The sequence below is a fragment of the Cupriavidus basilensis genome (genome assembly GCF_000832305.1).
Taxonomy (GTDB): Bacteria; Pseudomonadota; Gammaproteobacteria; order Burkholderiales; family Burkholderiaceae; genus Cupriavidus; species Cupriavidus basilensis_F.
Genome location: NZ_CP010537.1, coordinates 2,315,077 through 2,332,894 on the forward strand (window position 1 = coordinate 2,315,077; position 17,818 = coordinate 2,332,894).

Genomic DNA, 17,818 nt, shown 5'->3' on the forward strand with positions numbered 1-17,818 from the left:
CCATCCACCGTCGCACCATCGCCACAAGAGCCTGATTGCCATGACCGCTTCCGCTGCGCAAGCCTTCCTGCCCTTCGTCAAGCCGAATATTGACGCCGCCGCCATCGCCGAGGTAGGCAAGGTGCTGGCCTCGGGCTGGATCACCTCCGGCCCCAAGATGCACGCCTTCGAGGCTGCCCTGTCCGAACTGTTCGGGGGCCGCCCCGTGCGCACCTTCGCCAATGGCTCGGCGACGATGGAAATCGCGCTGCGCGTGGCCAATATCGGCCCCGGCGACGAAGTCATCACCACCCCGATCACCTGGGTTGCCACGGCCAATGTCGTGATCACGGTGGGCGCCAAGCCCGTCTTCGTCGATATCGACCCGCGCACGCGCAATATCGACCTCGACGCCGTTGAAGCTGCCATCACGCCCCGTACCCGCGCCATCATGCCGGTCTACCTGTCGGGCCTGCCGGTGGATATGGACCGCCTCTACGCCATCGCGAAGAAGCACAACCTGCGTGTGATCGAGGATGCCGCGCAGGCCATCGACTCGCGCTGGCGCGGCCAGCGCATCGGTGCCTTCGGCGACCTGGTCAGCTTCAGCTTCCAGGCCAACAAGAACATCACCAGCGTCGAAGGCGGCTGCCTGGTGATGAACTCGCCCGAAGAAGCCGAACGTGCCGAACGCCTGCGCCTGCAAGGCGTGATCCGTACCGGCATGGACGGGATGGATGTGGAAGAGCCCGGCGGCAAATTCAACCTCACCGATGTCAACGCCGCCATCGGCCTGTCGCAACTGGCGCAACTTGACGCCATCACGGCACGCCGCGCCGAACTGGCCGAGGCGTACTACCGCTGCGCCGCCGACAGCGGCCTGGCCGACCTCGGCATCGAGCTGCCGCTGCCGCGTGACGGCGAGCTGGCCACCACCAACTGGCATATGTTCCAGGTGGTGCTGCCGGCCGAACGCATCGAAGGCGGGCGCACCGCGGTGATGGAGGCCATGCGCGAGCAAGGCGTCGGCACCGGCGTGCATTATCCCGCCGTGCACCTGTTTTCTTATTACCGCTCCCTGGGCTGGCGCGAAGGCATGCTGCCGCACGCCGAGCGCATCGGAAGGAGCATCGTCACGCTGCCGATGTTCCCCGCCATGCAAGCCGCCGACGTGGAGCGGGTATGCGCAACTCTTAGCGAAACATGCAAACGCCTCTTCAAATGAGCCCTGTCGAAGTCTCCGTCGTCATTCCCGTCTATAACGAGGAAGATGGCCTGCAAGCCCTGTTCGACCGGCTCTACCCGGCGATGGACGGGCTCGGCTGCAACTACGAGATCATCTTCGTCAACGACGGCAGTCGCGACCGTTCGGCACAGATCCTGGCCAGCCAGTTTCACAAGCGCCCGGACACGACGCGCGTCGTGCTGTTCAACGGCAACTTTGGCCAGCATATGGCCATCCTGGCCGGCTTCGAGCACACCCGCGGCCAGATCGTGATCACGCTGGACGCCGACCTGCAAAACCCGCCGGAGGAAATCCCCCGGCTGGTGGCAACCATGCGCGAAGGCCATGACTACGTTGGCACCATCCGCCGCGAGCGCAACGACACGGCGTTCCGCCGCATTGCGTCCCGGGCCATGAACCGCCTGCGCGAGCGCATCACGCGCATCAAGATGACCGACCAGGGCTGCATGCTGCGTGCCTACGACCGCAATGTCGTCGACACCATCAATGCCTGCCGTGAGGTCAATACCTTTATCCCCGCGCTGGCCTATACCTTCTCCTCCAACCCGGTGGAGATCGTGGTCGAGCACGAGGAGCGCCACGCCGGCGAATCCAAGTATTCGCTGTTCCAGCTCATCCGGCTGAACTTCGACCTGGTAACCGGCTTCTCCATCGTGCCGCTGCAGTGGTTCTCCGCCATCGGCACCTTGCTGTCGCTGGCATCGGCGGGCCTGGTGGCGGTGCTGCTGGTTCGGCGCTTCGTGCTTGGCGCGGAAGTGCAGGGTGTGTTCACCCTGCTCGCCTTCAACTTCTTCCTGGTTGGCATCATGCTGTTCGGCATCGGCCTGCTGGGCGAGTACATCGGCCGCATCTACCAGGAAGTGCGCAACCGTCCGCGCTATCGCATCCAGGCGGTGCTGGAAGGCACGCCAGAACAGCAAAAGGCGACGGAGGTCTCGTGCGCGCAGTAGTCTTCGCTTATCACAACGTCGGCGACCGCTGCCTGCGCGTGCTGCACGCGCGTGGCGTGGAAGTGGCGCTGGTTGTCACGCACCGCGACCGCCCGGATGAAAACATCTGGTTCCGCCGCGTTGCCGATACCGCCGCCGAACTCGGCTTGCCCGTCACCTACGGCGAAGACCCGGCCGATCCGGCGCTGGCCGCCGCGGTGGCCGCGGCGCGCCCCGACGTGATCTTCTCTTTCTACTACCGCGCGATGATTCCCGCGGCAGTGCTGGCGCTGGCGCCGCAAGGCGCGTTCAATATGCACGGCTCCCTGCTGCCCAAGTATCGCGGCCGCGTGCCGGTGAACTGGGCGGTGCTGCATGGAGAGAGCGAGACCGGCGCCACGCTGCATGCGATGGAAGCCAAGCCGGATGCCGGCTTCATCGTCGACCAGACGTCAGTGCCGATCCTGCCCGACGACACCGCCGGCGAGGTCTTCGAGAAAGTGACCGTGGCCGCCGAGCAAACGCTGTGGCGCGCCCTGCCCGCCATGATGGCCGGCAACATCACGCCGCTGCCCAACCGCCTTGCCGAAGGCAGCTACTTCTCCGGGCGCAAGCCGGAGGACGGCCGCATCGACTGGCAGCAGCCGGCCGCGCAGGTCTACAACCTGATCCGCGCGGTCGCACCGCCCTATCCCGGCGCCTTCACCGATGCCGGCTCGCGCCGCTTCGTGGTGGCGCGGGCGCGCCTGCCGCATGCCGGCAGCGCAGCCGCAGCAACCCAATTGCAGTCCACCAGCGCCGCCCGCCCGGGCTTGCACGTGATCGACGGGCAGATCGTCGGCGTGTGCGGCGATGGCGGCCTGATCCTTGTACGCGAACTGCTGGACGATGGCGCCCAACCCGCGCCCGTCTCGGCTGCCGCGCTTTCCACATTTCTTACCGCATTGTCCAAAGAGGAAAACCGATGAAAAAGGTCCTGATTCTTGGCGTCAACGGCTTCATCGGCCACCACCTGACGCGCCGCATTCTCGAAACCACGTCGTGGGAAGTCTACGGCATGGACATGTCCAGCGATCGCCTTGGCGACCTGATCGACCATCCGCGCATGCACTTCTTTGAAGGTGACATCACCATCAACAAGGAGTGGATTGAGTACAACATCCGCAAGTGCGACGTGGTGCTGCCGCTGGTGGCCATCGCCACGCCCGCCACCTACGTGCGCCAGCCGCTGCGCGTGTTCGAACTCGACTTCGAAGCCAACCTGCCGATCGTGCGCGCCGCCGTGAAGTACGGCAAGCACCTGGTGTTCCCGTCCACCTCCGAGGTGTACGGCATGTGCCATGACGACGAGTTCGATCCCGAGACGTCCGAGCTGATCTGCGGCCCGATCAACAAGCCGCGCTGGATCTATGCCTGCTCCAAGCAGCTGATGGACCGCGTGATCCACGCCTACGGCATGGAGCAAGGCCTGAACTACACCCTGTTCCGCCCGTTCAACTGGATCGGCGCCGGCCTGGACTCGATCTTCGAATCGAAGGAAGGCTCCTCGCGCGTGGTCACCCAGTTCCTCGGCCACATCGTGCGCGGCGAGCCGATCAAGCTGGTGGACGGCGGCGCGCAAAAGCGTGCCTTTGCCGACGTCACCGACGGCATCAGCGCACTGATGCGCATCATCGAGAACCCGAACGGCATCGCCACCGGCAAGATCTACAACATCGGCAACCCGCGCAACATCCACTCCGTGCGCGAGCTGGCCGAGATGATGCTGAAGATGGCCGGCGACTACGCTGAGTACGCGGAAGAAGCCAAGAAGACCCAGATCGTGGAAACCTCCTCGGGCGACTTCTACGGCAAGGGCTACCAGGACGTGCAGAACCGCGTGCCGAAGATCGACAACACCGTGGAAGAGCTCGGCTGGAAGCCCGAGGTCAGCATGGAAGACGCACTGCGCGCCATCTTCGAGGCTTACCGCAGCAAGGTGATCGAGGCGCGCACCCTGGTCGATTCGGCCAACTGAGCGCACGCACCCGATGGCCCGTATCGCCCTGAAGGTCGACGTCGACACGCTGCGCGGCACCCGCGAAGGCGTGCCGGCGCTGCTCGCCATGCTGGCCCGCGTGCGGGCCGAGGCCACCTTTCTGTTCAGCCTTGGCCCCGACCATACCGGCTGGGCGCTGCGGCGCGTGTTTCGTCCCGGCTTCCTGAAGAAGGTGTCGCGTACGTCGGTGGTGTCGAACTATGGCTTGCGCACGCTGATGTACGGCGTGCTGCTGCCCGGTCCCGATATCGGCCGCAAGGGCGCGGCCGAGATGCGCGCGGCGCGCGCGGCAGGGCACGAATGCGGCATCCACACCTGGGATCACGTCTACTGGCAGGACAACGTGCGCGAGCGCGATGCGGCCTGGACCCGGCGCCAGATGCAAAGTGCATTCGACCGCTACGTCGAGATATTCGGCGAAGCACCGCCCACCCATGGCGCGGCCGGTTGGCAAATGAACGATGAGGCCTTCCGCCAGATCGACGACTGGGGCATGGTGTACGCGTCCGATGGCCGCGGCACCGGTCCGTATATCCCCACGGTCGATGGTGTGGCATGCCGCCACGTGCAGATGCCGACCACGCTGCCGACGCTGGACGAACTGATCGGCGTGGGCGACCTGACGGAAGACAACGTCCACCACGCCGTGCTGCGCCTGAGCGAAGACGGGCGCGACCACGTGTTCACCCTGCACACCGAACTCGAGGGCGGCAAGCTTGCGCCGGTGTTCAACCGCCTGCTGGATGGCTGGCGCGCGCAGGGGCATGAACTGGTGTCGATGGCCACGCTCTACCGGCATATCGATCGCAGCGCCCTGCCGGAACTGCCGGTGACGTGGGGCGCGATCGAGGGAAGAAGTGGCGAGCTGATCCTGCAGCCGTAGGCATCCGGCCGGCACGGCACGGCTCGTCGCCCGCGCCCGCCCGCATCAAGACACAGTCAGTACCATCAACACATCGTCAACGGCCGACAACCGGCCATTGACGATGCGTTCATGCGCGCGCCGCTTGCGTGCGCGTGTGCCTTGGCCTCGCTTCGGCCCGTTGCCGAAGGCCCGGCGGGCCCTCGACAACGTTCAGCTACGGTCCCTCCCCGCCAGCCTCAGGCCGTTGAAGACCACCAGCAAGCTCGCCCCCATATCGGCGAACACCGCCATCCACATGGTGCCCAGGCCCATGACCGTGAGTGCCAGGAAAATCGCCTTGATGCCCAGCGCCAGGGCAATGTTCTGCTTCAGGATCGTCGAAGTCTGCCGCGACAGCCGGATAAAGGCGGGGATCTTGCGCAGGTCGTCGTCCATCAGCGCCACGTCGGCGGTCTCGATCGCCGTATCGGTCCCGGCCGCTCCCATGGCGAAGCCGATATCGGCACGGGCCAGCGCGGGCGCATCATTGACGCCGTCACCCACCATACCCACCACGACGCGCTTGCTGCCATTGCTACCATTGCCACCATTACCCGGCGCCCCTTCTGCCCCCTTCACGCTCAGCGCAGCGATGGCGTCCGCCTTGTCCTGCGGCAACTGATTGCCGCGTGCCTCGTCGATCTGCACCTGCGCTGCGATCGCTTGCGCGGTATGCGGGTTGTCCCCCGACAGCATCAGCGTCTTGACACCCAGCGAGTGCAGCGCAGCCACCGCCTCGCGGCTGCTGTCCTTGACCGTGTCCGCCACGCCGAACAGCGCCTCGACGCCGTGATCCGCGCCCAGCAGCACAACCGTCTTTCCCTGCCGCTCCATCGCTTCCAGCGTAGCCTCCAGCTCCGGCGAGCACAGCCCGCGGTCGTGGATCAGGCGATGGTTCCCCAGATAGTAGCTGCGCCCGTTCACGCTGCCGCTGACCCCGTACCCGGGCAGCGCCGCAAAGTCCTGCACTTCCAGCGGCACGATGCCGTGCGCACGCGCGGCATTGGCCACGGCCATCGACACCGGATGGTCGGACCGGGCAGCCAGGCTGGCCGCGATCACACGCGCCGCATCACTAGCCGCAGCACCTGCCGCGGCGGTTGCGCCCAGGGGCTGGAAATCGGTCTGGGCCGGCTTGCCGTGGGTGATGGTGCCGGTCTTGTCCAGCGCCAGCCATTTCAGATCCTTGCCCTGCTCCAGGTAGACACCACCCTTGATCAGGATGCCGCGCCGCGCCGCGGCCGCAAGGCCGCTCACGATCGTTACCGGCGTGGAGATCACCAGCGCGCACGGGCAGGCAATCACCAGCAGCACCAGCGCCTTGTAGATCCATGCGCTCCAGTCGCCGTCCATCGCCAGCGGCGGCACCACGGCCACCAGCACCGCGCCAAGGAAGACCAGCGGCGTATAGATGCGGGCAAAGCGGTCGACAAAGCGCTGCGTGGGCGCGCGGCTGCCCTGCGCCGCCTCTACCGCGTGGATGATGCGCGCCAGCGTGGAGCCGCTGGCCGGCGCGGTGACTTCGTACTCCAGTTCGCCGGCCTGGTTGATGGTGCCGGCGAAAAGCACATCGCCGACGGTCTTGTCGACCGGGACGCTCTCGCCAGTGATCGGCGCCTGGTCCAGTGTGGACTGGCCACGCAATACCCGCCCGTCGAGCGCGACGCGTTCGCCGGGGCGCAGGCGCACCAACGCGCCGATGGCCACCGCGCCAGCCGCCACAGGCAGCCAGCTACCGTCCCGCTGCCTCACCGTGGCCTGCTCCGGCGCCATTGCCATCAGGCCGCGCACGGCATTGCGGGCACGGTCCAGCGACGCCGCCTCGATGCGCTCGGCCAGCGCGAACAGCACCATCACCATAGCCGCTTCCGGCCACTGCCGGATCAGCATGGCGCCGGTGACGGCGATGCTCATCAATGCGTTGATGTTCAGGTTGCCATTGGACAGCGCGATCCAGCCCTTCTTGTAGACGCCCAGCCCGGCTATTGCCACAGCCACCAACGCCAACAGGGGCGCAAGCCATTCCTGGCCGGGCACTTGCAGCCACTGCACAGCCTCAGCGCCGAGCGCGGCCGCACCGGCCAGCGCCAGCGGCCACCATGGCTTGGCGGCTTGCGGCGGCAGCGCTGCGGCCTGCTCCGACAGCGGCTCAGCCTTCATGCCGAGGCTCTCGATGGCCCGCACTACCGGCTCCAGGGAGTCCAGCGTATGGTGCACCGTCAGCACGCGCTGCATCAGGTTGAACTGCAGCGCGGCCACGCCTGCCATGCTGCCCAGCTTGTTGCGGATCAGGGTCTCTTCCGTGGGGCAATCCATCGCGTCGATGCGATAGCTGGCCGCGGCGGCGCCGGCAGGAACGGCTACGGCAATCGGCGGCGCCGCGCTGGCGCTGCCGCAGCAGGCTGCGCCGCCTGCCTGAGCGCGCTGGTGGCCGTGATCGTGGTCATGGTCGTGCTGGTGTGCTTGATCGTGCTTATGCACGTGTTCGTGTGCATCAGAATGCCCATGACCGCAGCAAGATGGGGCACGGAGCGAAGCTTGGTCTGGCGTTGCGCTAGGCATGGCGGTTTTCCCTGCTTGTTTTTGCTTACCGCCCATTTAAGACCCTGAAGCGACTACAGGGTCAAGTGCTGTCTGCACATCGGTCGATACGAGCGTCCGAGGTCACCTTTGCGCCACGCTTTAAGCCACAGTCGCGCAAGGGTCATGCTTGCTGCCTATATAATCCGCCGCATGCGCCGTTTCCTGATCCTGCTTTTCGCCATCATGCTGCCCCTCCAGTTCGCCTGGGCCGGGGCTGCGGCGTATTGCAATCACGAAAGTACGCAGCCGGGCAACGGGACCGCCACAGCCAGCGCCAGCTGGCATTTCGGCCACCATAGCCACGCCCATCAGGGCAAGCTCAGCCAGCACGACGGCAAGGACAGCAACGACAGCAAGAGTGGCAAGGACAACATCAAGCTGCCCGACCTGGACTGCGCCGTGTGCCACTTTGCCAGCGCCCAGCTGGTCTTGCCGGACATGGCCACGAGCGCCTCGCAACACGGCGTGGCCATCAGCTACCGGGCGCTAGCCGCATCCTACCTGTCTGCGCCCGGCGCCACCCCCGACCGCCCGCAGTGGCCGCTCGCCGCCTGAACGGCGAGACGACTCCCCTTACCTCCAGACTCTCGTCTCGCCGAACTTCCCTGGCTTTTTCCCGGTGAAATTCGATGAGAACACTTGTGATGCCGCTCGGGCTGGCGGCAGCTTTGCTCAGCCCTGCCGCGTTCGCCCAGAACGCGGCGACGACCCCATTTCCCGCCGCGCAAGCGGTGCAACAGATTCCCGAGCCCGCCGGCACGCTCACGCTGGACGATGCGCTCGCCCTCGCGGCCGGGCGCAACTTCACGCTCTCGGCCGCCGGCCATGAGCTCAATGCCGCCGAGGGCGGCATCATGCAGGCCCGCACCATCCCCAACCCGGAAGTCGCGGTGCTCCTCGAGGACAACCGCCGCGATACCCGCACCACTACGGCCCAGGTCAACCTGCCGATCGAGCTCGGCGGCAAGCGCGCCGCGCGCATCGGCGCCGCGCAAAAAGCGCGCGAGCTGGCCCAATCGCAACTGGGCGCAACGCGCACCGGCCTGCGCGCGGCCGTGGTTGGCGGCTTCTTCGCGGTGGTCATCGCGCAGGAGCGCGTCAAGCTGGCGCGTGGCTCGGCCGAGATCGCCGCCAAGGGCGCTCAGGCGGCGATCCGCCGCGTGGCCGCCGGCAAAATCGCGCCGCTCGAAGAGAGCAAGGCGCGCGTGGAGCAGGCCAATGCGGAACTCGAGGTCGCCGACGCCGAGGCGGCACTCGCGATGGCACGCCAGTCGCTGGCCGGCCTTTGGGGCAGCAGCGAAGCCCGCTTCCAGGTAGCCGCCGGCAACCTGGACACCCTGCCCGCGCGGCCCGACGGCGCTAGCCTCGCCCAAGCGCTGGACAGCGCGCCGGAACTGGCAAGCCAGCGGCTGGAACTGGAACGCAGGCAGGCCATCATCGGCGTGGAGCGCAGCCGCCAGTATCCCGACCTGACCGTCAGCCTGGGCAGCAAGCGCGACAACGGCTCAGACCGCGGCACCATGCCCGTGCTGGGCGTGTCGCTGCCGCTGCCGCTGTTCGACCGCAACCAGGGCAATCTCTACGCCGCACTGCGCCAGGCCGACAAAGCGGCCGACGAGTACCGCGCCACACAGGTGCGGCTCGCTAACGAGCTGCAGCAAGCCACGCGGCAACTGAGCGTATCGCGGACCTCGGCCGACTCGCTCAAGGGTACCGTGCTACCGGCTGCGCAGCAGGCCTATGAGGCCGCCACGCGCGGCTTCGAAGCCGGCAAATTCAACTTCCTCGACGTGCTCGATGCGCAGCGCACCTGGTTCCAGGCGCGCATCCGCTATCTCGGCGTGGTCGCCAATGCCTATCAGGCCGCGACCACCATCGACCGCATTCTTGGCCGCTAGCACCAAAGGAACTCCATCATGGCAATCACCAACAAGCAGAAAACGAGCATCGCCATCATCCTGGCGGGCGGCGCCATCGCAGCCGCGGGACTGATCTTCGCCGGGCGCGGCAGCGCCGACGCCACGACCGAAGCCGGCCACGCAGCAGGCGCGCATAGCGAAGACGCGGCCCACGGCGACGGCGAGCATCACGGCGGCCCGGCCAGCGCGGCGCACGGCGACGCCGCCCGGCACACCGACGGGGAGCACCACGAAACGCAAGAAAAAGAAGGCCACGTCGAGATGACCCCGGCACAAGTCCAGGCGGCCGGGCTCACGCTGCGCACGGCAGGACCTGCGCACATCGAGGGCACGGCATCCTTCCCCGGCGAGATCCGCTTCAACGAGGACCGCACGGCCCACGTGGTGCCACGCGTAGCTGGCGTGGTGCAAGGCGTGTCCGCCAACCTGGGGCAACAGGTGAAGAAAGGCGATTTGCTGGCGGTGCTGGCCAGCACCGCGCTGTCCGATCAGCGCAGCGAACTGCTGGCCGCGCAAAAGCGCCTGGAGCTGGCCGAATCCACCTTCCAGCGCGAGAAGAAGCTGTGGGAGGACAAGATCTCCGCCGAGCAGGACTACCTGGCCGCGCGCACCGCGCTGCAGGAAGCCCGCATCGCCACGCAAAACGCCACGCAGAAGCTGACTGCCATCGGCGTCAGCGGCAACGCAGGCGGCGCCAAGTCGCTCAACCGTTTCGAGCTGCGCGCGCCCTTCGACGGCACCGTGGTCGAGAAGCACCTGGCGCTGGGCGAAGCCGTGGCGGCCGACGCCAACGTGTTCGTCATCTCCGACCTCAGCACGGTATGGGCCGAGTTCGTGATCGCGCCCAAGGACCTGGATCGCGTGCGGGTTGGCGAGAAGGTGAAGATCGCCTCCACTGCCTTCGACGGCAAGGCCGAAGGCACGGTCTCGTATGTCGGCTCGCTGCTGGGCCAGCAAACGCGCACCGCCACCGCCCGCGTCACGCTGCCCAACCCCAAGACGGCCTGGCGCCCCGGCCTGTTCGTCACCGTGGGCGTGACCGACTCCAGCGCCGAGGTGCCAGTGGCGATCGAGGCCGAAGCCCTGCAAAGCAACGGCGATCAGCAGGTGGTGTTCGCTGTCGTTCCAGGCGGCTTCCAGGCGCAGCCGGTCAAGACCGGCCGCAGCGACGGCAAGCTGGTGGAGATCACCGAAGGCCTGAAAGCCGGCACGCAATACGTGGCAGGCAATAGCTTCGTGATCAAGGCCGAGCTTGGCAAGGCCGGCGCCGAACATAGCCACTAAGCGGAGAATCCCTCATGTTTGAAAGACTGATCCGCTTTGCCATCGAGCAGCGGTGGCTGGTGCTGCTGGCGGTGGTCGCCATGGCAGCGCTCGGCATCTACAACTACAGCCGGCTGCCCATCGACGCCGTGCCAGACATCACCAACGTGCAGGTGCAGGTCAACACCTCCGCGCCCGGCTATTCACCGCTGGAAACCGAGCAGCGCGTCACCTACCCGATCGAGACCGCGATGTCCGGCCTGCCGGGCCTGGAGCAAACCCGCTCGCTGTCGCGCTATGGCTTGTCGCAGGTGACGGTGATCTTCAAGGATGGCACCGATATCTACTTCGCGCGCCAGCTGGTCAACCAGCGCATCCAGGAAGCCGCGCAGAACCTGCCCACGGGCGTTGCGCCACAGATGGGCCCGATCTCCACCGGGCTTGGCGAGATCTACCTGTGGACGGTGGAAGCCGAGGACGGCGCCAGGAAGGCCGATGGCACGCCCTACACCCCCACCGACCTGCGCGAAATCCAGGACTGGGTCATCAAGCCGCAGTTGCGCACGGTGCCCGGCGTCACCGAGATCAACTCCATCGGCGGCTTCGCCAAGGAGTACCTGGTGGCGCCCAGCCCGGAACGGATGGCCTCCTACGGCCTGAGCCTGCAGGACGTGGTGGTGGCGCTGGAGAAGAACAACGCCAACGTGGGCGCCGGCTATATCGAGCGGCGCGGCGAGCAGTACCTGGTGCGCGCACCGGGGCAGGTCAGGTCCGTCGACGATATCCGGGAGATCATCGTGGGCAGCGCGCAGGGCCAGCCCATCCGCATCCGCGACCTGGCGGACGTGGGCATCGGCCGCGAACTGCGCACCGGCGCGGCCACCGACAACGGGCGCGAAGTGGTGCTGGGCACCGTCTTCATGCTGATCGGCGAGAACAGCCGTGCCGTATCGCAAGCGGTGGACCAGCGCATGGCCGCCATCAACCGCTCGCTGCCGGCCGGCGTCAAGGCCGTCACCGTGTACGACCGCACCGTGCTGGTGGACCGCGCCATCGCCACCGTCAAGAAGAACCTGGTCGAGGGCGCGATCCTGGTGATCGTGATCCTCTTCCTGTTCCTCGGCAACCTGCGCGCCGCCATCATCACCGCGCTGGTCATCCCGCTGTCCATGCTGTTTACGTTCACCGGCATGGTGACCTACAAGATCAGCGCCAACCTGATGAGCCTGGGCGCGCTTGACTTCGGCATCATCATCGACGGCGCCGTGGTGATCGTCGAGAACTGCGTGCGGCGCCTCGCCCATGCCCAGCAACAGCACGGCCGCCCGCTCACCCGCGGCGAGCGCTTCCACGAGGTCTTTGCGGCCTCGCGGGAAGCACGCCGCCCGCTGATCTTCGGCCAGCTCATCATCATGATCGTGTACATCCCCATCTTTGCGCTGACAGGCGTGGAAGGCAAGATGTTCCACCCCATGGCGATGACGGTGGTGCTGGCGCTGATCGGCGCGATGATCCTGTCGGTGACCTTCGTGCCGGCGGCCGTGGCGCTGTTTATCGGCGACAAGGTAGCCGAGAAGGAAAACCGCCTGATGCTGTGGGCCAAGCGCGCCTACGCGCCCATGCTCGGCAAGACCATCGCCAACACACCGGTGGTACTGACCCTTGCCGCAGTGGCGGTGCTGTTGAGCGGCTTGGTGGCGACGCGGCTGGGCAGCGAGTTCATCCCCAACCTGAACGAGGGGGATTTCGCCGTGCAGGCGCTGCGCATTCCCGGCACCAGCCTCACCCAGTCGCTCGCCATGCAGCAGCAGATCGAGACGCGCCTCAAGGAGAAATTCCCCGAAATCGAGCGCGTCTTCGCCCGCACCGGCACTGCCGAGATCGCCTCGGACCCGATGCCGCCCAACGCCTCGGATGGCTACATCATGCTCAGGCCGCGGGCGAAGTGGCCCGATCCGTCCAAGACGCGCGAGCAGCTGCTGGCGCAGATGGAGGCCGAACTGGCAACCATCCCCGGCAACAGGTACGAGTTCTCGCAGCCGATCCAGCTGCGCTTCAACGAGCTGATCTCCGGGGTGCGCAGCGACGTGGCCGTGAAGATCTTCGGTGACGACAACGCCGTGCTGGAGGACACCGCGCAAAAGGTCGCCACCGTGCTGCGGGCCGTGCCCGGCGCAACCGAGGTCAAGGTCGAGCAGACCAGCGGCCTGCCAATGCTGACGGTGGACGTGGACCGCGCCCGCGCGGCCCGCTACGGCCTCAACATGATCGACGTGCAGGACACCGTGGCCATTGCCGTGGGCGGCAGGGACGCCGGCATCTTCTTCCAGGGCGACCGCCGCTTCAATATCGGCGTACGCCTGCCGGAAGGCATCCGCGGCGATGTGGAGGCGCTGCGCCGGCTGCCGATTCCCTTGCCCAAGGGAAGTACGGCAGCCGCCAGCTATATCCCGCTGGGCGAAGTGGCAACGCTAACGCTGGCCCCGGGCCCCAACCAGGTCTCGCGCGAGAACGGCAAGCGCCGCATCGTGGTCAGCGCCAATGTGCGCGGGCGCGACGTGGGCACCTTCGTGCCCGAGGCGATGGCGTCGCTGGATCGCCAGGTCAAGGTCCCGGCGGGCTACTGGGTCACGTGGGGTGGCACCTTCGAGCAGTTGCAATCGGCCGCCACGCGGCTGCAGATCGTGGTGCCTGTGGCGCTGCTGATGGTGTTTGTGCTGCTGTTTGCCATGTTCGGCAATGTGCGCGATGGCCTGCTGGTCTTTACCGGCATCCCCTTTGCGCTCACTGGCGGCATCCTGGCGCTGTGGCTGCGGGGCATTCCGCTGTCGATCTCGGCGGCGGTGGGCTTTATCGCTTTGTCCGGCGTGGCGGTGCTCAACGGACTGGTGATGCTGTCCTTTATCCGCAGCCTGCGCGAAGACGGCAAGCCGCTCGATGAAGCCATCCATACCGGCGCGCTGACCCGGCTGCGTCCCGTGCTGATGACCGCGCTGGTGGCATCGCTGGGCTTTATCCCGATGGCGATTGCCACCGGGACCGGGGCCGAGGTACAGCGTCCGCTGGCCACGGTGGTGATAGGTGGCATCCTGTCTTCCACCGCGCTGACCTTGCTGGTGCTGCCGGTGCTGTACCGGCTGGCGCATCGGCGCGACAAGGATGAGGCTGGCGTGGAAGATGACGCAGGCTGCGCACGCCTGGCTGGCGGCTTGCCGGCGCCACCGGCATTGCCCAACAGCTAACCCTGGCGGCGGCAGGAGCGGCATGCCGCTCCTGCACGTCGAGCACCGCTGCGCCGTGGCATGGCAACGCATTCGCATGTGTGGGAGCGAGCGGGTTCTTAACGTCTACCCGCCGGGTCTGTCGCAGACCCGGCATGTTGCGTCGGGAACTTCAGCTCAGCCACCGTCTCGCCGGGCCGGCTGCGCATGCTCACACTGCCCCCATGCAGCCGCATGATCGTATCCACGATGGCCAGCCCAAGCCCGGTCGAACCCGCCGAATTGCTGCGCGCGGGATCGCCTCGGTAAAAACGCCCGAACACATGCGGCAGCGCCTCGGCGGCGATGCCGGTGCCCCCGTTGCTCACCTGGATCCGGGTAGCGGCGGTGTCCGCCACTACCCGGATGTCCACGGCGCTGCCCGCGGGCGCATGCCGCAAGGCGTTGTCGACGAGGTTGGTCACCGCGCGCCGCAGCAGCGTCTGGTCAGCGCGCACGGCGCCCTGGCCTGCAAGTTGTACCTTGATGTCGCGGTCCGCCGCGACGGCTTCGTAGTACTCGGCAACCTTGTCCAGCTCCGCGCGCGCGTCCAGCTCTCGCACCGTCATGGCCACCTGGGCATGATCCGCGCGCGCAAGGAACAGCATGTTCTCGATCATGCGGGCCAGCCGCTCGTATTCTTCCAGGTTGGATTCCAGCAGGTTCTCGTACTCCTGCACCGGGCGGCTATGGCCCAGCGTGACCTGGGTCTGGCCGATCAGGTTGCTGATGGGCGTACGAAAATCGTGCGCCAGGTCGGCAGAGAATTCGGAGAGCCGATGGAAGCCGTCTTCCAGCCGTGCCAGCATGTCGTTCAGCGCGGCGACAAGCGCGCGCAGCTCGGTGGGCGCCTGGCCGGCATCGAGCCGCGTGGCAAGCCGGCTCATGGTGACGGCGGATGCGTCCTGCGCCATGCGCCTGAGCGGGCGCAGGCCGCGCCTGGCCAGCAGGTATCCCAGCCCCGCCGCGACCGCCGCGCCGCATAGCGTTGCCCACAGCATCTGCGTCTGGTAGGCCTTCATCAGCGCCACGCGGTACCCGGCATCGCGCAGTACCACGATCTCGACCGCGCGCTCGGAATCCCCCAACTGCCCCAGCGCGGAGATGCCGCGCGAGGCGACGCCGTTACGGGGATACCAGGTATGCAGCCGGGATTTGTCGGGCGGCGTGGCCGCAGGCAGCACAGGCAATGCCGGCACCGGCTCATGGCGTGGGTTCAGGGTGACCAGCGGCTCGCCGCCGCTGCCGCGCACCAGCAGGATCAATCCCTCATGGCCCAGCGCGAGATCGGCGAAGCGATGCGTGTCGGCGCGGATCTCCGCCTCCGATCCCACCTCGCGCAGCAGATGGCGCACCAGCAGCACTTCGCTGACCAGCTCGCTCTCGTCGCGATCCTGCAACTGGGCAGCGAGCGCGCTGGCCAGGTAGGTGCCAACGGCCACCAGGATGGCCACGGTGGCAGCGCCGTAGGCCAGCGCCAGCCGTGCCGTGAGCGATGCCGGCAGGCGGAGTACAGCGCGGATCAAGCGGCGGTCCCTGACTTGGACCGGCTCACCGAACTTCCTCTTCCAGCACGTAGCCCATGCCCCGGCGCGTGTGGATCAGCTTGGCGGGAAAGGGGTCGTCGACCTTGGCGCGCAGCCGGCGGATGGAGACATCGACCACATTGGTATTGCTGTCGAAATTCATGTCCCAGACGTGGGAGGCAATCAGCGAACGCGACAGCACTTCGCCGCTGCGGCGCGCCAGCAGCTGCAGCAGCGCGAACTCCTTGGAGGTCAGTTCCAGCTTCTGGCCGTCGCGCGTGACGCGGCGCTTGACGGTATCGATCTGCAGGTCCGCCACTTCGATCAGCTCGCTTTCACGCAGCGGGCCACGCCGCAGGATCGTGCGGATGCGCATGACCAGCTCGGCGAAGGCGAAGGGCTTGACCATGTAGTCATCGGCGCCCAGCTCCAGGCCCTTGAGCCGGTCGGAAAGCGCATCGCGCGCGGTGAGGAACAGGACCGGCGTATCGCGCTCGCGCCGCAGTTCCTGGAGCACCTGCCAGCCATCCATGCCCGGCAGCATGACATCCAGCACGATGAGGTCATACTCCTGCCCGCGTGCGTGGGCCAGGCCGTCCACGCCATCGCGCGCCAGGTCCACCACGAAGCCGGATTCGCTCAGGCCCTTGCGCAGGTAGTCACCTGCCTTGGGTTCGTCTTCGACAATCAATATGCGCATAATTATTCACTCCGGGCCATTCACTGGCCCTGCAAGACCGACACGCTATACGAGCAAGCCCCGCCACGGCCGAAGATGTCAACATTGTCATGTTGGCGTCACGCTACCGCACCTTTCGATGCAGGTAGAATATCGGCTGCTGATTCCCCTGCACCGATGAAACGCGTCCTTAGCTACTTCCTGTTGTGCCTTGCCATGATCGCGCTGCCCGCACAGGGTGTCGCGGCGGCGGTCATGATGGTCTGCAGCGCGGCGCAATCTGTGCCTTCGGTGCCTTTGGCGCAGATGCCATCCGTCGTGCTGCCGGCCGATTCGCCCGCCGTGGAATCGATGATGTTACGCCATGCAGCCATGAAATCGCAGGCGGAAGCCGCGCTTGGCAGCCATGCCGGCGCGCATTGCCATGACGCGGCGGACCCGGCCCGGCAGACAGACGGGACGGCCAGTCTGTCTGGCATGACTGGCATGACTCACCCGCCAGCGCATCAAGACCATCAAGACCATCAGGATCACCACGCCAGCCATGGCGCCGGTGGCGCCTGCAGCGCCTGCTCGGCCTGCGCGCTCGGGGCCATCATGCCCACCATCCTGCCTGAGCTCGCGCTGGCCAGCCATGGCCACGCCGCACCGGTAGCCGCCCTGGCCGCCTACGCCGGCTTCCTCCCCGCCCCCTCCGACCGCCCGCCCGCCGCACGCTGCTGACACCCGAGGTGCGTCCAGCGCACGCTCGCCCCCGGTTCGTCGTACCCCGCGCCGTCATTCGCGCACCCCACGAACACTGAGGCTGTCATGCATTTCGTCCGCATTCTTGCAGCAGCTTGCCTGGTGCTCGGCTCGACCGCGTCGTCGGCCCAGTCCAGCGCGCCAGCCGCCGATCCACTCGATCCGCGCGCATCCGTGCAGCCGCCGCCGGCATCGAACGTGCTGGCAGGCTACGTACCGCTCCAGGCGCAAGCCATCGCCCCGTGGCGCGAGTCCAACGCACAGGTCACGCCGATGGCGGGCAAGGACGCGACGCTCGCCAATGCGCCAATGCAGATGCGCGCCATTGAATTCATCGCCGACAACCCTGGCGACTGGGCCTTCCACTGCCACAAGTCCCACCACACCATGAACGCGATGGGCCACCAGTTGCCGACCATGATCGGCGTCAAGCAAAAGGACCTGGCCAAGCGGATGAACGCGCTGGTGCCGGAGTACATGGCGATGGGCGAGGCAGGCATGGCGGACATCGGCGGCATGGAGATGCCGTTGCCGGACAACACCTTGCCGATGATGACAGGACAGGGGCCATTCGGGCCGATCGAGATGGGCGGCATGTTCACGGTGCTCAAGGTGCGCGCCGGCCTTGGCCGCAATGATTACCGCGACCCCGGCTGGTATCGCCATCCCAAAGGCACGGTTGCCTTCGAATACACCGGCACGCCGGGCGCCAGCCAATGACCACACCAGCCAGAAAAAGGAAAGACAA

At 66.8% G+C, this 17,818-nt stretch carries 13 protein-coding genes and 1 pseudogene; 11 read left to right on the plus strand and 3 right to left on the minus strand.

Going from position 1 to position 17,818, the window contains the following annotated elements; translation table 11 throughout:
- Nucleotides 1–40 precede the first annotated feature (40 nt).
- From RR42_RS30905 to RR42_RS30925, 5 genes are read left to right on the plus strand one after another with little or no spacing between them, the layout of a single operon-like run.
- Complete coding sequence (locus RR42_RS30905) at nucleotides 41–1,204, plus strand: DegT/DnrJ/EryC1/StrS family aminotransferase (RefSeq protein WP_043355627.1); 1,164 nt, start codon at nucleotides 41–43, stop codon at nucleotides 1,202–1,204.
- On the plus strand, nucleotides 1,183–2,175 hold the full coding sequence (locus RR42_RS30910) for a glycosyltransferase (protein ID WP_043355630.1): 993 nt from the start codon (nucleotides 1,183–1,185) through the stop codon (nucleotides 2,173–2,175). Before RR42_RS30905 ends, RR42_RS30910 begins: the two co-directional genes overlap by 22 nt.
- Complete coding sequence (locus RR42_RS39040) at nucleotides 2,163–3,122, plus strand: formyltransferase (protein WP_043355634.1); 960 nt, start codon at nucleotides 2,163–2,165, stop codon at nucleotides 3,120–3,122. Before RR42_RS30910 ends, RR42_RS39040 begins: the two co-directional genes overlap by 13 nt.
- Nucleotides 3,119–4,171, plus strand: a complete 1,053-nt coding sequence (locus RR42_RS39045; RefSeq protein ID WP_052495092.1) for a bifunctional UDP-4-keto-pentose/UDP-xylose synthase — start codon at nucleotides 3,119–3,121, stop codon at nucleotides 4,169–4,171. The genes RR42_RS39040 and RR42_RS39045 overlap by 4 nt, the downstream gene beginning before the upstream one ends.
- Before the next feature lie 13 nt (nucleotides 4,172–4,184).
- Complete coding sequence (locus RR42_RS30925; protein WP_043355637.1) at nucleotides 4,185–5,075, plus strand: polysaccharide deacetylase family protein; 891 nt, start codon at nucleotides 4,185–4,187, stop codon at nucleotides 5,073–5,075.
- Nucleotides 5,076–5,267: 192 nt separating this feature from the next.
- Here RR42_RS30925 and RR42_RS30930 read toward each other — a convergent pair whose 3' ends face one another.
- Nucleotides 5,268–7,658: a heavy metal translocating P-type ATPase gene (locus RR42_RS30930; RefSeq protein ID WP_043355640.1), complete on the minus strand. Its 2,391-nt coding sequence runs from the start codon at nucleotides 7,656–7,658 to the stop codon at nucleotides 5,268–5,270.
- A 171-nt stretch (nucleotides 7,659–7,829) separates the two neighbouring features.
- On the opposite strand from RR42_RS30930, the gene czcI reads away from it, so the two are divergent.
- From czcI to RR42_RS30950, 4 genes are all read left to right on the plus strand, one after another.
- Nucleotides 7,830–8,234 (plus strand): cation efflux protein, CzcI family, encoded by a 405-nt coding sequence (gene czcI / locus RR42_RS30935; protein ID WP_043358244.1) that lies wholly within the window; start codon nucleotides 7,830–7,832, stop codon nucleotides 8,232–8,234.
- Between the two features lie 74 nt (nucleotides 8,235–8,308).
- Nucleotides 8,309–9,577 (plus strand): TolC family protein, encoded by a 1,269-nt coding sequence (locus tag RR42_RS30940; protein WP_043355643.1) that lies wholly within the window; start codon nucleotides 8,309–8,311, stop codon nucleotides 9,575–9,577.
- 18 nt (nucleotides 9,578–9,595) lie between these two features.
- Nucleotides 9,596–10,882, plus strand: coding sequence for an efflux RND transporter periplasmic adaptor subunit (locus RR42_RS30945; protein WP_043355645.1), 1,287 nt, complete (start codon nucleotides 9,596–9,598; stop codon nucleotides 10,880–10,882).
- A 14-nt stretch (nucleotides 10,883–10,896) separates the two neighbouring features.
- Nucleotides 10,897–14,103, plus strand: a complete 3,207-nt coding sequence (locus RR42_RS30950) for a CusA/CzcA family heavy metal efflux RND transporter (RefSeq protein WP_052495093.1) — start codon at nucleotides 10,897–10,899, stop codon at nucleotides 14,101–14,103.
- Between the two features lie 98 nt (nucleotides 14,104–14,201).
- Here RR42_RS30950 and RR42_RS30955 read toward each other — a convergent pair whose 3' ends face one another.
- Both RR42_RS30955 and RR42_RS30960 read right to left on the minus strand, forming a co-directional pair.
- The gene (locus tag RR42_RS30955) at nucleotides 14,202–15,647 is read right to left on the minus strand and encodes a heavy metal sensor histidine kinase (protein WP_063778468.1); all 1,446 of its coding nucleotides are present in this window, start codon (nucleotides 15,645–15,647) and stop codon (nucleotides 14,202–14,204) included.
- Between the two features lie 25 nt (nucleotides 15,648–15,672).
- Complete coding sequence (locus RR42_RS30960) at nucleotides 15,673–16,347, minus strand: heavy metal response regulator transcription factor (RefSeq protein ID WP_043355647.1); 675 nt, start codon at nucleotides 16,345–16,347, stop codon at nucleotides 15,673–15,675.
- Nucleotides 16,348–16,503: 156 nt separating this feature from the next.
- On the opposite strand from RR42_RS30960, the gene RR42_RS30965 reads away from it, so the two are divergent.
- Both RR42_RS30965 and RR42_RS41545 read left to right on the plus strand, forming a co-directional pair.
- Complete coding sequence (locus RR42_RS30965; RefSeq protein ID WP_043355649.1) at nucleotides 16,504–17,049, plus strand: hypothetical protein; 546 nt, start codon at nucleotides 16,504–16,506, stop codon at nucleotides 17,047–17,049.
- A gap of 228 nt (nucleotides 17,050–17,277) precedes the next feature.
- Nucleotides 17,278–17,790 (plus strand): annotated as a pseudogene (locus RR42_RS41545) (multicopper oxidase domain-containing protein); the annotation flags it as partial.
- Nucleotides 17,791–17,818: the final 28 nt, after the last annotated feature.

Excerpts from the sequence above, each read along its gene's own strand:
- RR42_RS30950 (WP_052495093.1), top strand. The coding sequence starts at position 10,897 with ATGTTTGAAAGACTGATCCGCTTTGCCATCGAGCAGCGGTGGCTGGTG.
- czcI (WP_043358244.1), top strand. The coding sequence starts at position 7,830 with ATGCGCCGTTTCCTGATCCTGCTTTTCGCCATCATGCTGCCCCTCCAG.
- RR42_RS30930 (WP_043355640.1), bottom strand. The coding sequence starts at position 7,658 with ATGCCTAGCGCAACGCCAGACCAAGCTTCGCTCCGTGCCCCATCTTGC.
- RR42_RS39045 (WP_052495092.1), top strand. The coding sequence starts at position 3,119 with ATGAAAAAGGTCCTGATTCTTGGCGTCAACGGCTTCATCGGCCACCAC.
- RR42_RS30945 (WP_043355645.1), top strand. The coding sequence starts at position 9,596 with ATGGCAATCACCAACAAGCAGAAAACGAGCATCGCCATCATCCTGGCG.
- RR42_RS30940 (WP_043355643.1), top strand. The coding sequence starts at position 8,309 with ATGAGAACACTTGTGATGCCGCTCGGGCTGGCGGCAGCTTTGCTCAGC.
- RR42_RS30905 (WP_043355627.1), top strand. The coding sequence starts at position 41 with ATGACCGCTTCCGCTGCGCAAGCCTTCCTGCCCTTCGTCAAGCCGAAT.
- RR42_RS30960 (WP_043355647.1), bottom strand. The coding sequence starts at position 16,347 with ATGCGCATATTGATTGTCGAAGACGAACCCAAGGCAGGTGACTACCTG.
- RR42_RS30965 (WP_043355649.1), top strand. The coding sequence starts at position 16,504 with ATGAAACGCGTCCTTAGCTACTTCCTGTTGTGCCTTGCCATGATCGCG.
- RR42_RS30925 (WP_043355637.1), top strand. The coding sequence starts at position 4,185 with ATGGCCCGTATCGCCCTGAAGGTCGACGTCGACACGCTGCGCGGCACC.
- RR42_RS30910 (WP_043355630.1), top strand. The coding sequence starts at position 1,183 with ATGCAAACGCCTCTTCAAATGAGCCCTGTCGAAGTCTCCGTCGTCATT.